The following is a 15,984-nucleotide window of genomic DNA, read 5'->3' on the forward strand; positions in this document are numbered from 1 at the left end:
GTAGACCATGAGCATCGTCTTTCCCGAGTGGGCCAGCTATATCGTCGGCCCGCTCGAGTTCCTCGTCGGTGAATGGCCTGAAGCCGATGAAGACCTCCTTTGGGAGCTCGGCCGGGTGCTGTCCGAGGTCGGACGTGACTGGGCGGAGCACAGCGCCGAGCTACAGAGGCTGATGGACAAGACGCTGGCTGCGTACCCGGAGGGTAAAGCGCCGGGTGAGATCGGCAATTTCTTCGATGACCTGCAGAAGGCGCTCGCCGACCTGTCGGGTGATGCGGTGATGCTGGCCGAGTCCGCCAACCAGTTCGGCAACGATGTGCAGGAGGCCAAGCTCTACGACATTCTCGGGGTATTCGAATTGGTTGGCGGAGTGTTGGCGGCGAGGGCGATGGGACCGGGCGCTCCGTACGCAGAGGCCATGGCACGCGTGAAAGCCCTGACGTGGTTCCTGCGCGTCGGGGAATTGCTCGAGAGCCGAATCGTGCTGGTGATCCAGCGGCTGATCCCGGCACTGCGCAGCCCGTTCTCGAGAAAGGTGGCCAACGATCTCCTCAAACTGGCACGCGAAGGTGCCGATCATGACGACAAGCTGCTGTCGAAGTTCATCCGGAAGGAGGCACGCGAGCAGGCAGCGGCGAATGCGGACCCGTTGGCGCAGCTGATCGCGAAGGGCATCGTCGAGATCCCCGATGAGGCCCTCGAGGAATTCGGGCAGGAGGCCCTACAGGGTTCGATCGTCGGAGCGATCCAGGCCGACAATCCGGGCAAGGGTGGCTTCGATTGGGGCAAGTTCTGGCAGAACCAAGCGATTGCGGCGATTGCCGGCGGGTTCGCGGGTCCGGTGGGAACCGCGACCGCTGTGCCGTTCGGCAGGGCATTCCAGAAGGGAGGCTGGGCTGGCGCTGGGGCCGGCGCGGTGGTGGGCGGTACAGCAGGACTCGCTGGAGTGGGGGGCGGTCTGCTCGGCGGCAGGTGGGTGACCGGCGAGTGGAGCGAGATCGATCCGTACATGTTCACCAGCGGCATCGCGGGGGGCATTGGTCCGTCGATGATCCACGGCTTCCGTGGCGCTCATGAATACGACGGTTTTACCGGGGGTCCCGACATCGCACCCACACCGCCCGCAGCAGGCGATGCGTCGAGCCCGAGTGGCGGCGGCGCAAGCCCGGGTAGCGGCGGCCCATCCGATCCGGTGTGCGCTCCGTCCGCCGGACCGGACGGAAGCCGTGGTGGTGGCGGCGCTGCGGCCGTGGTCGGCGAGCCGGGCGCCGATGTCGCGGCGCGACCGGCAAAGAGCGAGGACCCAGCCAATACGGAGTGGGCGGACGCCGATTCGGACTCCACTCGGGTCGGCCGGCCCTTGGTAGGAGTATCCGCGGATGCATCGAAGGCGGACGAGGGTCTCGATGGGGATCGGACAGCTGAGGGAGAGACCGTATTCAGCGCGGCCGGCGGTGGGCCGCTCGGTTCGAATGGACAAGGGACATCATCGTTCTGGGAAGCGCTGTTCGTTGGCCTCGGTCGTGAAGATCCGAGGTGGGACGCGGTGTTCGAGAACCTCGGTCGCGACGATTCTTCCTGGGAAGAGGGATATGACGGCGGTGAGGATTCGCGGCCCGGCAACGACGGCCAGGGATCGAAACCGGGTGACCACAGCGACGAACCGTCGGAAGCACACGTTGCGCCACCCGTCGACGGCTTCAACGAAGCCAAGCAAATCTATCGCTCCCTTTCCAAGGAGGCGCACCCTGACCGCACGAGCGGCCTGCCGTCCGAGCAGCAGCAATTCTGCGCGAATATCCAGCAACGGATCAACGACGTTTTCAGCTCGATCACCGCCGCCAAGACTAGTGGCCGACGAGTGGACTTGTCCGAACTCCTGGCACTGCAGCAGGAGTGGAACAACCGGCCGTGGGCGGAGACGGATTCGTCCGCCTTGCCCGAGCCGAATGCGCCCGATGAGACTCGCGACACCGTCTCGGGCTCGCGGGCGGCGACCGCAACGGCTGAGAGCACGACCGCAACCGAGGGGTCGGTCGTGGCCGGCTACGCCGACCGGCCTGCGCCGAGCCCAGCGTCGGCGGACGAGGAACTTTCGGTATCCGCCGAGAACTCGTCCGAGTTCCAGCAGTCGGCCGACTCCGAACCTGTGCTCGCTGGAGACGCCGCAACTCTGGAGCAGGTCGAGTCCAATCCGCAGACCGGCCGAGCTGATCAGCCGACGGGTGTATCGGCCGATGCCGATGCATCGCGGTCCGACCAGGACAGTGCCGCTACGGAGGCGGCAGCTGCGAGCGCCGAAAGCACCGACGGCCCTACCGCCCACACCGGCCGATCCGCCGAGGTATCGCCGCATGCCGTATCCGCTACCTCGTACAAGATGGTCGACCCCGAGCCGCTGGAAGAAAGATCCGCGGAGGGGGCAGCGCACACCCTGCAAGCATTGGGCATTGGCGCCACTCGTCTGAATATCAAGAAGGTCGACGACGATCAAGCCGCACTGGACGAAACCGTCGAGTCCGCGGAAATGGCAGTGAATGCAGTGGATGCCGCACAACTCGCCAGAGTCGGCGTCGGCGGCGAGGCGTCGGTGGCCGGACCTGGTCGATCAAGCTTGGCGGGACCAGGCAGTGAAACCGGTTCGGCGGCATCATCTTCCCAGCCGGACATGCCGGGTGGTGGGAGGGACCGCTCCCAGGTCGACAGTGGCGGTTCGGATGGAAGCTTGCCACAGAGAGATGGCACAGGCGGAACCTCGACCGGCGCTGGGGGATCCGCACTTCCTCGCGGCTCCCTCGGCGGGCACTCAGGCGGGATACCGACGGAGCGCGGCCCACGGTTGCCCCGGCACGGAGCAGGGATGCACCCGGAACGTCCTGGCGCGCCTGCCGATCCACCGCGCGGACCGAACTCGATAGGCGGCAGCGACGCCGATCGCCCTGCCGAGCCTCCGAATGGTTCCACATCTATCGCCGGAACCGCTTCGGCAGAAAAGGTTTCGGTCCGCGACGGGACCCACCACCACCACGCCGCGTCCCCGACATCCGACTCGGGCTGGCCGAATTGGCTCAACCGTCTTGTTCCCCACGGTGGCGCGCAGGCTGGTCCCCCGCCGGACCGCGCGGCCGAACCCTCGCGGGAACGCGGATCGCGCTTCGGCCGTGAAGACACCGGTGGGGTATCCGAACCGGGCTCGGCGAATGTCGAGAACAACTCTGCCCCCACACCCGGCGAGGGACAGACGCGGCCGGGGACGCCGGGCGGTAGTGAACTGGCTGCGTCATGGGATGAGTACACGCGAGCCGAGGCGGAATTGCACGCTGTGAAGGCCGCGATGGATGCCGAGGATGCGGAAAAATCGCCGCCGAGCGACCACGTACATTTCTTCAGTCCCCATGAACGCCACCTGCTGCATACCGCGGGTATGGCGAAGCGGCGGCTTGACGAGGCGGTTCGGGTCTTGCGCGAACGGTTTGGTGTCGACCCGACCGATCTCGTCCCCGACCAGGAGCCGACGCCGAAAACCCCGAAAACCGTGCTGGCATCGGGTTTCGGGCCACGCACCGAGGCGGAGCGTTCCGTGCATATTCGCGAAGACCTCGGCTCGGTCGCCGCGGTCAGCGACATGGGTCGGCGACACAAGCGTGACGAGGATGCCATGGCCTTCGCGGTGGTGCATCTCGAAGGCAAGCCGGTGGTCATCAGTGTGGTGTGCGACGGCGTGTCGAAATCTACGGATGGCCATCAGGCTGCGCGGGTGGCCGCAGCAGCGGCCGCGGGCTATCTGGAGCGGGCGGTGGCGGAGGCCGGGCGGGACGGCTCGTTCGATCGGGTCGCGGTGATGAAAGGGGCGATCGATGCGGCGCAGCAAGCGGTGGTCGAGTTGACGCAGCGCGATTATCCTCGCACCGACCGGCCACCAGCGTGCACTATCGGCGCGTCACTCCTCGAATCGGGCAGAATCACAGTGGGCTGGGTCGGCGACAGCCGGGTGTACTGGCTCGCCGGGACGAATGGTGAATCGAGGTTGCTGACCAGGGATCATACGGTCGTCCCGATGCTTGTGGACCGTGGCACGCCCGAACGCGTTGCGCTGAAATCCCCGTTTGCACATGTGATCTCCCACTGTCTCGGGGTGAAGGGGAGCGTTCCCGATGCGGTCGACGACTATATCCGGACAGAACCCATTTCCGGCTCGGGCAGTGTGTTGACGTGCACTGACGGTATGTGGAATGACCTTCCCGAAGCGGAGCGGCTTGCAGGCCTCGTCCAGCGGAATGGAAGCGACCTCGGCGGAGCCCTCGCTGCGCTGACGAGCCAGGCTCTCAGCAGCGGCGGGCACGACAACATCACCGGCGTTCTTGCGCAGCACCCTCCGGCCGAACCCCGAACCCGTAGCGTGCATGCGGCGGCAAAGGTACCACCGAAGAATCTCATTGCCGTCGGGCGAGCGAAGGTCCCTGCCGTCGGGAGGGCTGAGGTGCAGGTCCCGCGCGACCACGGTGCACCGGACCACCCGCGCGGCGGCACGCAGGGCGATCCGAATGGAATGGCTGAGTCGGCCGATGTACCGGTGGGGCTGGACGGCACTCCACCTGATCGCGGTACCGCGCGGGGTGGCAACGACATCGGCCTAGGTCTGGACCACCCGCCTGGTGGCGGCGAGTCCGGCTCCGCAACTGATGGCGACAGCCGGTCCGATCGTTCGCTGGTCACGGAGACTGCCGACATCGCCACGAATGGTGATTCGCAGGTGCCTGGGTCGTCGGCGGGGCAGCGGGGTTCACCGGGCGCCCCGCGCGACGACAGGCAGGGCGACTTGAACGCCGGTCTGGACCGGAATAATTCGGATGATGGGCCGATGTCCGGTCCTGCCGGCGGTTCGGGGGTGGCCAGTGACGATGTCTCGGGCGGCGGCGATGGGCTGATCGGACCTCCGGAGCCTGATGGTCCGGGGTCGTCGCCTCCCGGTGATTCGGGGTCTTCTGTTGACGGAGCTGAGTTTCGGGGCGCTTCTCAGACCCCCTTTCCGGAGCCGCGCGGCGAGAGGGTGGTGTGGTATCACAGGCTGGCGCAGGGGCTTCGTGCGCTGATCGATGATTCGATCGCTGTTGTTGTCCCTTCCATCTCGGCGGCCGGAGGGTCACCCCCGGAGCCAGGGGCGGCCGATCAATGGGTGGCGGCGGCACGTGCCGGTGATTACGAGGCGCTGTGTCGGCTGCGGGAAAGATACGGCGACACCGTAACCAGCAAGGTGGCGTCCGCTGTCGGTGACCATGGGACCGCGGAGACGATCCGGAGCTTGGTGCGGGAGACCTTCCTGCGGGCAACACGTGCTATCACGCCACACGTGGACATACCCGATGATGTCGGGACTTGGCTGGTCGGCGTCGCCGGCGAGGTGGTCTCGGAACGTGGCAGGATCATCCGGTTCAAACGGGAGCTGTGGCGGATGCGCACGGCAGGAGGGGATGGCGCGGCGTCGGCACTGGAGAAGCAGTTGCTGGCGTCGGCGACCAGACCGATGCTGCTGCGCTGCCTGTACCGTTTGCCATCTGCCGAAGCAGACTGGATCCTGCGCCGGACCGGGCAGCTGCCTACGGCCGGTGTCGTGGCGAGGCGTGGCGCGGAGTCGAGTGGAAACCTGGATTCGCGAGCCGTGGGGCACCTGTTCGATCTGCTGACCGACGACGCGGCCCAGGTGTCTGGCGCACGGAGTCGTAAGTCGACGGAAATCATCATCGACGCACTGCTCGCCGACCCTGAGCGCGCGGAGCGCTACATCAGGCGACTTCCGCCCGCGTTACGCGCGAACGTTGAGCAGCAATTCCTCCAGGGGCTGTCGGTTGCCCCCGGGGGAACCGCCGAGAACCGGTTGGCGGAATGGCTGTCCGGTCGTGCGATGCCCGGTGGCCGGGAATGGTCGACGGCTGTGCGGGCCTACCTGAACGCTCCCGAGACGGTGCTCAGCCGTCTGGCCGAACTGGGACTCGAGGACCAGGACTCTCTTCGGCCGTGGCTGCTGCGGGACCGCGCCTCGACCCCGGCGGCGGACGCGGTGGTACGGGCTGTGCGGGAGTTGATCGAGTCCGTCGCCGTTCGCGCTGCTGCGGCCGAAACGGCCGCTCCAGTGGCCGAGCGCATGCGGCCACAGCCGCCCTCCAAAGGGAACTACTCGGGTGAGATCAGGACAGTCTGGGATAACGATAGGGAGAGGTTTTGGGGCTGGTTTGCCGAACTTCGGCCACTCGAGCAGCAGGTGATCCGGTGGACAGTGCTAGCCGCGAGACAGCCGACCAAAGCCGAGATGGCGGCCGAATGGGGCATGTCCGAAATAGCGCCGGTGCGTCGCAAGAAGAGCGTCGATCGACTGTTTGCCGGGTGGTTGGCCGGTGGGGATGTGGCCGGTCGCACGGCGGTCGAATCGGTGTCGACCGCTCGGACCGAGTATCCGGACAGGTTCTCTCGATGTTTTGCTTCGCTGTCCGATGATGAGCGGGAGTGCCTGCGGCGGCAGGTGTTCGGCACGTTTTCGACAGCGGAGACGGCCGAGACGATGCACCAGACCGAGGAGCAGATCGCGCACCTCCGGTCAAGTGCCGTGTATCGGTTGGCGCTACGCATCCGAATCGATTCGATCGATGGTGTTGGCGACAAGAAAGCGGTCTCGGAGGCTCTGGCTCGCAAGGCCGGCCTGACTCAGCTGATGGTCGCCTTGGCGCTCGATGGCGTGGAGCCGGTGCGGCCAGATGTGGTGCGCCGGGTGTGGGATGCGCTGGTCGAGCTCGAGCACACAAGGGCGCCGCGCTCCGATGCGAGCGGCGCGGATTCTCCCGGCGACCCTCATTCGAGCGATGAATCAGGGCGCGGTGCTGGCAGGGAGACACCCGAGTCGAATCCAGATCTGCCCGCAGTTCCTGGCTCGGCTGACGAGGTCACCGATGCTGAAGTCGGCGGAACAAGTTTGTCACCGATAGCGGCTGCCGACCGCGTCGGTTCGGCGGCCTCGGGTGTGGTTCGCGATGGTGAACCTGCGGATGGCGATACCGACGATGGCCGATCCGGCGTGGTCGGCCCGGCGTCGATCGAGGGCCCCGCGCCGGAGGGCGTCGGTTCCATCGAGATGACATCGGATGATTTGGATCGGTGGAGCGCTGCCGAACTTCAGTTCGCCCTCGACGAACCAGGTTCGGGGGCAGCGCTGTCCGGTGGTGCGCGGCGGGAAACACTCGTCAGTGTGAGGATCACGGCCGGTGATCGGGAGGGGCCTGGGAAGGCACGTGCTGCGGCCGGTCCGTTACTGGTCGAAGCTTGCCCGCCCGACATGCTGGACGCTGCGAACACGTTGATTACCGAGTTGACCACCAATGGGCTAGAGCACGCCAAGGGCGGCGAGGTCATGGTGACGGTCGAGACCTTCAGAACGCCTGATCACCGTCTCGGCGTTCAGGTCGAGGTGTTCGACACGGTGAGCGCCGAGGATGTGACGTTCACTGAGTCCAAGGGCCAGCGGAAGGGTGCCCCACCCGGTGATTCGATGTCCACAGGCCAGATGGGTTTGGCGCGCGTCCTGCGTACGTTCGCGGGTTTCGGGTGGATGGAGCACAGGGACCCCGGCCTGCCTTTCCCTGTTGAGGGGCGCGACTATGGGGTCACGGAGTTGCCGAACAGCGAAGCAGGCCGGAGTAAGAACGACGAAGCAGTCTGGCGTAAGAAGGTCTGGTTCAGGATGTACGGACCGGTATCGGACTCAGTCGAGTCGGAGGATCGAGCGCCGTCTGATTCAGTCGCCTCAACTGGAACTGTCGCATCGGAGTCGTTCAGTCCGGTAGAGCCCGAGAGCTCGGACAAGCGGTCGCCGGTTCAGCCGGAGGGGAGGCGCTATTACGCCGACGTAGGCCGGAATATCGGTGTGCCGGAGCGGTCGCCTGCTGAGCGTGCTGTGGGCCAAGTGCGGAACCCGGGCAAGCCTGGCGCGGTCGGTCCGGATGTGCCGGGGGACATTATGGACGCGGTCGCTCCTCAGCCGAAGGTGCTGGTGCGTCCGGTGGGCCGGGTGGAGAACACCCGTCGAGGGGTCGCCGGGGCGATGCGGCCTGATGTGGATGTGGTTCAGCTCCTGGTGGGTCCACTCGACCTGGACGCGCCGCTCGGGTCGCGCACGAACCGCTTGACGGTCCGTGGCGAGATGGCCAACGACGACAACGCCGGACAGGCTGTCGATCCTGCGCGAACAGCGAGTTCGACAGCGCCGGACGCACGCCCGGAGACGCGGCTATCGGTGGAGCATCGGCGCGACACCGATCAGCCCGGTTCGTTCTGGCGGCGGATGGGACACCGTGCTCTCCGGGTCCTGGACGGATGGGGCGTCCTTCCCGAGGTCTCGGCCAGGGCCGCCGAACCGCCTCGATCCATCCTTCCCGATCCGGACCACAGTCCTGCCGATAGGAGTGCGTACCAGGCGTTGAACGATTGGTGGCTGAGCGGGCCACAGACGCTGACTCACCGGCAGTGGTGGAAGCTGGTGCGGAGTTTCCCGGGTCTGGTCGCCCTCCCGACGCACCATCTCAGGTACGAGAAAGCCAGGCGAACGACTCCGGCGCAGTGGGTCCACCGCGCCAATCTGTATTACCTGGCCGAAATTCTGGCAGACCCGCAGTACCCGTCTCGGTCACGTATCAGGAGTCTTGTTTCGGCACTCGATGATGTGCGCGAGTGGCTGACGCCGGATGGCCGACTGCAGGTCCGGCTGCTGGGTCACAACCTGGGCGGTATGGGCGCGATCGCGGTCGGTGAAGATGTGGATCTCGCCGATTCCATCGAGTGCTGGGTGATCACCCAGCCGATGGGCAGCAATGGATTGTTGCGGGCCGCTGCGCGGGCTGTCCTCGATCTTGCCGGCCCGGACCGGCCCGGGTCGATCATTCTCTACTTCCGCGCAGAGTCGGTCGAGCCGGACTCGCCGAAAGTCCTTCCTGCGTCACCGTTGGCTGGTTCAGTCCTCAGAAATGACCAGATCGGTGCGCCGCATATCAGCGCGGCCATTGCCGGGATGATCGCCGAATCTGTGTTCGAAGACCTGAAAAGTATCCCGCTGACGCGGGCTGCGTACCGGGACGGCGGGGGATATCCGAATCCTGTCATTACCGTACGGGGCGTCGACTACGGCGGTCGCGCAGCCGCCCGGCTGGTGAGTGACAGGGCGAGGATCGCCGAGCTCCGGGTGCCCGGTCAGTACATCGCGGTCCCCCCAGACTCGGTGATCGATCGGGTGGGCCGGTCCGACCCCGCACCGGATCGGGCAGGACATGCCCCTGGCGGATCACCGTTGTCCGAGGCCAGAAACGCCGTATCAGAACGGCTGGCCGGCTACCCCCAGTTGCCGCTCGCACTGCTGCTGAGGGAGCTGTCGGACCGGCGGGTGGTGGCATCGTCGGTGCTGACACACGACGACCTGCGCGAAATATCGGGTAGCAGGTTGGCGGAACTTCTGGGTGGACGGTGGTGTGAGGTGAACACCGGAGCGGGTGTGGGGGAACGGTTCGACGGCCTGATGGCGCGCGATCGGATCGCGGAGACGATGGAGGACGGGTGGACGGCCGTGATCGCCGCGACACACGGTGAACAGGGTGCAGAGCTGTCCTTTGCGACGAAGAGCAAGCAGACTTGGGTCACCGAGGTGACGTGGGAAGAACGCAGTCATCACCAGGAGTACATCGATCCTCCCGAGTGGAGGGGACCATATCGGCTCGATGCGCCGACTTCGGAGACCGTCGCCGTCCACGTTCTCTTCTTCGATGCTGCGGGCCGCCGCGTGGTACCTTCGAGCGCTGCTTTCCGGGTCGGTCCGGAATCCGTACCGCATGGGCCGCTGCGGGGCATTGTTGTGCGACGTGACGAAACACCCACCGAGCACGCCTGGATCAGAAATCTTTCCGTGCTGTCCAGCCATACGACATCTGACAATCTCGAGGCGGCGTTGGCCCTGGCCTTCGCCGAGGGGATCCCCGGTGGAGAGTCCGATGTCGGGCTGTACCGGGCCCACATTGCCGCTGCCGACGATATGCGGATCGCGTACGACCGCTCCGGTTTGGTCGCCGCATTCGGTCTGACCGAGCGGGGCGAACTGACGACGGAGTGGCCGGAAGATGGGGGGCGCAAGCTGCACCTGCTCCTGTTCGTTCGCGCCGGCGCAGACGATACTGCTCGCGAAATTCTCGACGGCGCGAGTATGCAGGCATTTGCCGAAGGCAGCGACTGGATCGTGGTCGAGTATTCGTCCGAGCACGAGATTCGGTATAGGTTCTGCCTGAACAACGGGTTCGAACCGGTCGTGGACTGCGATTGGCCGGGGCTTCGCCGGCGGGCCGGGACGCTGTCGCCCGAGGGAGTCGAACGATTCGGGGTGCGCGCTGACGAGGTCGCCGAACTCCAGAGCCGGGCGGACGAGGACGGTGCGCCCCGTTACGTCCGTTTGGTCGGGGAGGCCGAGCGCGTGGCGACCGGCGATATCACCGCGGTACGGAACCCGGATGATGGTGCACTCGTTGTCGATCGGGGCGAGGAGACGCCGGAGCTCTCCGACCGTGCGTTGGTGCTCCGCCTCGCGCCACACGAACTGCCGCGAGTGATGCATTCCGGAGGGACCACTGCTGCCGCCGCCGACAGCTCGGGAGACGATCCATCGGGTGGCGACACCCGGGATGGCGGTGTCCAAGATGCAGATGTGGTGGAGCATGATACCGCGCCGGACACTGGCAGTGATGTCGCCGGAGAGGATCCGACGGATGGCGTGGCGCAGTTCATTTCCCCGGAGAACGTGCCGGCCTCGTCATCATGGTGGGCCGGGATCGGCGAACGTCTGATTGGCTGGGTCGTCGGCAGTGGCATCGTGCCGAAGGGCACCGCCGCGGCGGCTTCGCCCCGGTCCGACCCTGATGATCGGTCCGCTGATTCGGCCGATGCACCGGGTGCGTTCGAGGCGAATGAGTCGGATTCGTCCCTGAACAAATTGTCGGATGGCTGGGTGGTAATCGGGCCAGAGCGTAGATATGTGCCGTCACCGAAGGTGGCGGCGGACCTCGCGGAGCGGCGACGGCGTATCGAGGAGGTGGCGGCGGAGCGACGCGCTGCTTTCGCCGAGGCTGTGCGGGCAGCTCGTGAGTCGCCGCTGGGTACTGATCTGCCACTGGCTATCGCTGCGTCGGATGCGAATGCGCGGGAGTTGAGGCGACGTGTCGACTATGCGAAGTACGACGAGGTGCGGGAGGTGAGAGAAAAGCTGGAGGAGTTTTTCCGGGTTCGCACTCAGGAGGCGCTGCTGCAAGCCCGCGCCGAGGCGGTGGCGGCAAATGATGTGCAGGCAACGCAGGGGGGCTATCGGGTACTTGACGATGGCGAGGCCCAGACCGGCGGGGCGAATTCAGGCCGAGCCAGGGTGGTCGGGTCGGCTCCGGATCATCTGGATCCGCAATTGCGCGCGGAGTTTGCCCAAAACGGAGTGCGGGTCGCGTACCTGAGGACCCGGTTCGATGCCGAGGGGCGGGTGTGGCTGGCCGATCTGCGGGCTCCGGATTTTCGGAATCCGCGATTGCGTGCGGAGGCTGCCCGAATCAGATTGCGTGCGGAGGCTGCCCAGATCAGGGGGGCGGAGAAGGCGGCGTATCGGCTCGACAAGAAGAATCGAAGGTGGTGGGGCGATGTGACGGCGCCAGAGGCGGAGGCTCGTTTGGTCAGCGACGGGCGAAGGCCGGGGCGGCCGGAGCCCGGGTGGCCTACCTTCGGATCGGTGGTGTTGTCGCGGGCAGGGGTTGTCGAATATTGGGGCGGACCCGGACATTTCAATTCGTCCGTGGCTCTGGATCGTATCGATGGCATCCATGGCACACTCGACCAGGATCGTCACCTTTCGGTCGAATTGCTGACCGGACACGAGATGCCGCCGAACCTCGAGATATTTCGGGACATGATGGGTGTGTTCGGCGATCGTGTCCGGGAGATCTCGCTCGGATTGAACGCATCGGATTCCGGCGCGCCCAATTTCTTCTATAAAACCGCCGTAAATGCTGCCGCCGGTATTCTGCGGCGAGATAGGTCTCTATCGCCTGAGCGATTGGCAATGGATGCGGTGAAGAGAACGTCCTTCGCGAATTTTGTGGCCAGAATTGGCTTCAAGGAGGTTTCTGTCCGCGACTTGAAGGCCGACGGCGATCGGCGATTCAGTGGTCAGGTGACGTTCAAGATACCGGAGCGAGCCTATCGCAAGAAGATCCTGGAGAAAAGTGCCACAAGGGAGGCAGTGCTCCGCGCATACACGTATATGCGTGGCAACGGCAAATGGGGAATGGTCACGGGAGGGAGATGGCCGTCCGCTGCTGTCGATAGCATCAATTCGATGTGCGATGAAGTTATGGAACCTCTGCCCGAGCCGATCGAACTCATATGCCGCGTGGACGAACGCTCTGCGGAGAGTTTCGAATCTGGTGTCTACCCGGATTTCATATCCGCATCTTCTGGTCCGGAAGGTCAGGCCGATCGCGCACATCTGCGTGGGGTAATTCACCTGAATGTTTCCCGAGGTACTCCGGCCGCGTATCTGAAACAGGATCGTCATAGCGTGGTTCTTCTTGCAAGAAAACTTTCGTTGACGGAAACGGAAAGAACGAACGTTAACGGCGAGTGGCACGTCTACATCGACGTCCGCAAACCAGGACCTGACGAAACTCCACCACAGGCGTCGTGGTTCCAAGACCAGGGGAAGCCCGCCGCGGATTCCGCGTCTGCGCTGGCGGAAACAGCGCCCGCCGAGCCTGCTATTGGTTCGGATGATGAATCCGGCGTCGCCGATTCTGAAGTCGCCACTGGGACAAGCCCTGTGGGTGGGAGGCGGGGTGACAATACGAACCTGACCGCGCCACCGTACGTGCCCGACCGCGCGCTGCCCGAGGAAACCTCAGACATTTCCGTGGATGGCCACCACCCGGAGGCTCCGCAGCCTGCCGGTGAACAGCCGTCGTCGGAGGTCCCTCGCGGGGATTCGGACGGCGACAACCGTGACCACGTTGTCGTCGTCGGTGCCGGCGGCAGAGGGCTGACCGCCGCCCTCGTGCTGAGGCTTAATGGCTATCGCGTTACCATCATTGCCAAAGATCAGCCGTTCGACACAGTATCGGCTTTCGGTGCCGCCGGGGTCTGGGATGTGACCACCATAGAAGATTCCGAACTCGAAATGTACTGGGCGATCCTGTCATTCCTGGTATTCAGACAGATGGCACAGAATCCGGCCACTGGCGTGTACATGGGGACGGGCATCTTTCTGCAGCGGTTCGAGGGCGAGTCGACACCGTGGATGACCTACCTAAAAGACCTCATCGACGCACGACCGGCGACAGCGGACGAATTGCCGCCCGGCGCGGTATATGGGGAAGTCGGTACGGTCCCGATATTCAATATGCCGATATATCTCAAATTTTTATGGGACCAATGCATTGCCCACGGGGTGGAGTTCGAATGGCGCTACCTTTCCACGCTGGACGAAGTCGGACACGATGCGAGCCCGATTATCGCCGCGACAGGATTGGGATCGGGAGCACTTCTCGGCGATCCGGACATGTATCCGATCGCCGGTCTCCGTGTTACGTTGAAAATACCCGCTGATCTGGACATTCCGGATTGGATGTTCGACGATGCCAACCCGGACGGCGTCTGCTATATGATCAGGCGGAAAGGCGCCGTGGTCATGCCGGATGGGACCGTGCTGCCGTCGGACAGCGTTACCACGAGGTCGGATGGCTCTATGGTTATGCCGGATGGGACCGTGTTCACCCCGGACAGCATTACGACGAGGTCGGATGGCTCTATGGTTATGCCGGATGGGACCGTGTTCACCCCGGACACGATTGTCGTTGGTGGGACGTACGAAAATGGTAATTCGAATACGCAGCCGGATCCCGGGGACGTGGTTCGTATGCTGCGTCGCGTATATCAACTGCAGCCGAAACTGATGGGCCACGAGATCGTTGACATCCGTATCGGGCTGAGGCCTGCTCGTGAAGGTGGCGCTCGATCAGACGAAATTCGGGGTCCGGGGGGACGGCGTGTTTTACTCGACTACGGGAACGGGGGCACGGGCATTCTGACGTCGTTGGGTGCGGCGTTGTACAATCTTGGTCGCATCGGTCTCATCGAGGGAAAAGTCAAACTCCCCGGTGAGGTTCCGACAGCAGCTGGTGCGGCGACCGACCCGCCCACCCACTTCAGGGGCCCTTTCACGGCAGGACCCCCATCGAGCACATCACAGGCGCAGCCTTTCGATGCTTCCGGAGCGTATTTTTTTGCAATGGGCAGAGGGTTTACGCCGATAACCTTCTTTTCCAACCCCCGCGCGCCCAAATATCATGGTCCGCCATCCGCCGATGTCGATCCCGCGCCCGAGCCGCGGGCCGGCCAAGGGGGCAGCGGTTCCGAGCCACCGGTGGCGGGCGAAAGTCCCAGCGAATGCGCGGGTTTCGCGACAGCCGAGGTCGACGAGCGGCATTCGGACTACGGCCCGGATCTGCGGCAACTCGGCTCGAACGAAAACGAGTCAGCCACAGCCGCACCGGTCTACGCTGGTTCAGACGAGTCCCTGCATGGGAAAACGGATGGCGGCACCCTAGCTATCGGGCACATCGATTCGCCGGGGATCGACCCTGCATCGGCGCCGGACGTGGGATCCGAGGTCCTGAGGCACTCGAACGTGGGTGACGGGCTGAGCGCGGACAAACCATTCGATCCCGGCCCGACCGGCGGTGAGCCTCAGCCGAATACCCCGTGGTTGCCTCCTCTGGTCGATGCGGGATCGGTGTGCGTCACACGGCATCTGACGATCGAGCCTGGTGATCGGAGTGGTACTGCGGCCGCGGCTCATGCGCTGCGTACTGGATTGGCGGGTATGCCGGACGAGTTGGCCGATGCGGGTGACCGGTTGCTGCCCGCGTTGGTTACGAGAGGGCTCGAGCGCACGACCGGAGAGGTGATGGTCATGGTGCAGAGGTTCGTGCGGGCAGCAACGGAGGTGGTGGGTGTCGGTGTGTTCGATACCAGTCTCCAGGGGGCGCCGTCGCTACGGGAATGGGCGACCTCGACGTTTCCGATGTTTGGCCGGTGCAATTTTGCGATGCTGCGACCTTCGGATGCCGAGTGGGTCAGGGGACTTCGGAAGGCAATATGGTTCGAGCTGGATGTTGGCTTCTTCGAGTTGTCGCCGGAAGCGACCGAACTACGATTCGGAATTCATCGCAACGACCAGGTGAAGATACAACGGGCCGCTACTGCGCGTCGAATTATAATCGACGTGCGACCGGTCAACCCCTATGGCCTGAAATGGATAAATTCCGGAATAGTATTGCCGAAACCGTCGTCTGTCATTAATAAGACGATCACTGAGCTCGACGTCGAACTCGGCGCCGATCCAGAAAACCTCGGACTGGTCGGCTGCTTTGCCCCCGCCTTGCCTGCACACTGGGAAGCTTTGCCTCACCACCTGCGGGACCAGAAGCTGGAGAAACGATACCGGGTGCGGCTCGAGGAGTGGCAACTAGGCAAGAGCACGCTCGACATCGACCGTGGGTGTGTGTGGGGCATCGGAGATGATGACCGTCGCCGGCCCTACGGACCGGACAACGATCTCGGAGCCCTACGAAATCTCGACGGATCACTCATCACATCCCAGTCGGTGTACGAAGGGCACATCGAAACGCTGAAGCGGTACTCCAACATTCGGGTCATGCACGGCGCAGTAGCTCATTGGATTCCCCCGGAGTCGCAGGAAGATCTCCAACAGGAATTACTGGAGCCGCATGTACCCGGCGGGGAGCCGCTCGTCAGGTTCGAGCCTGGGCGACGCCCGCGCGCCGTGTGGTTCGACGAAACTCCAGTGCGAATTAGCTCGCTCTAACGTAGAGAGCGATTGATCCGAACCGGCTGCATTTTCTGATTGTCATC

The 15,984-nt window shown here is 64.5% G+C and carries 1 protein-coding gene; it reads left to right on the forward strand.

What is annotated here, in order from left to right; all coding sequences use genetic code 11:
* Positions 1–7: 7 nt before the first annotated feature.
* The gene (locus tag OH799_RS33655) at positions 8–15,937 is read left to right on the forward strand and encodes an FAD-dependent oxidoreductase (protein WP_406272800.1); all 15,930 of its coding nucleotides are present in this window, start codon (positions 8–10) and stop codon (positions 15,935–15,937) included.
* Positions 15,938–15,984 lie beyond the last annotated feature (47 nt).

The sequence above is a fragment of the Nocardia sp. NBC_00881 genome (genome assembly GCF_045207455.1).
Taxonomy (GTDB): Bacteria; Actinomycetota; Actinomycetes; order Mycobacteriales; family Mycobacteriaceae; genus Nocardia.

Excerpts from the sequence above, each read along its gene's own strand:
- OH799_RS33655 (WP_406272800.1), top strand. The coding sequence starts at position 8 with ATGAGCATCGTCTTTCCCGAGTGGGCCAGCTATATCGTCGGCCCGCTC.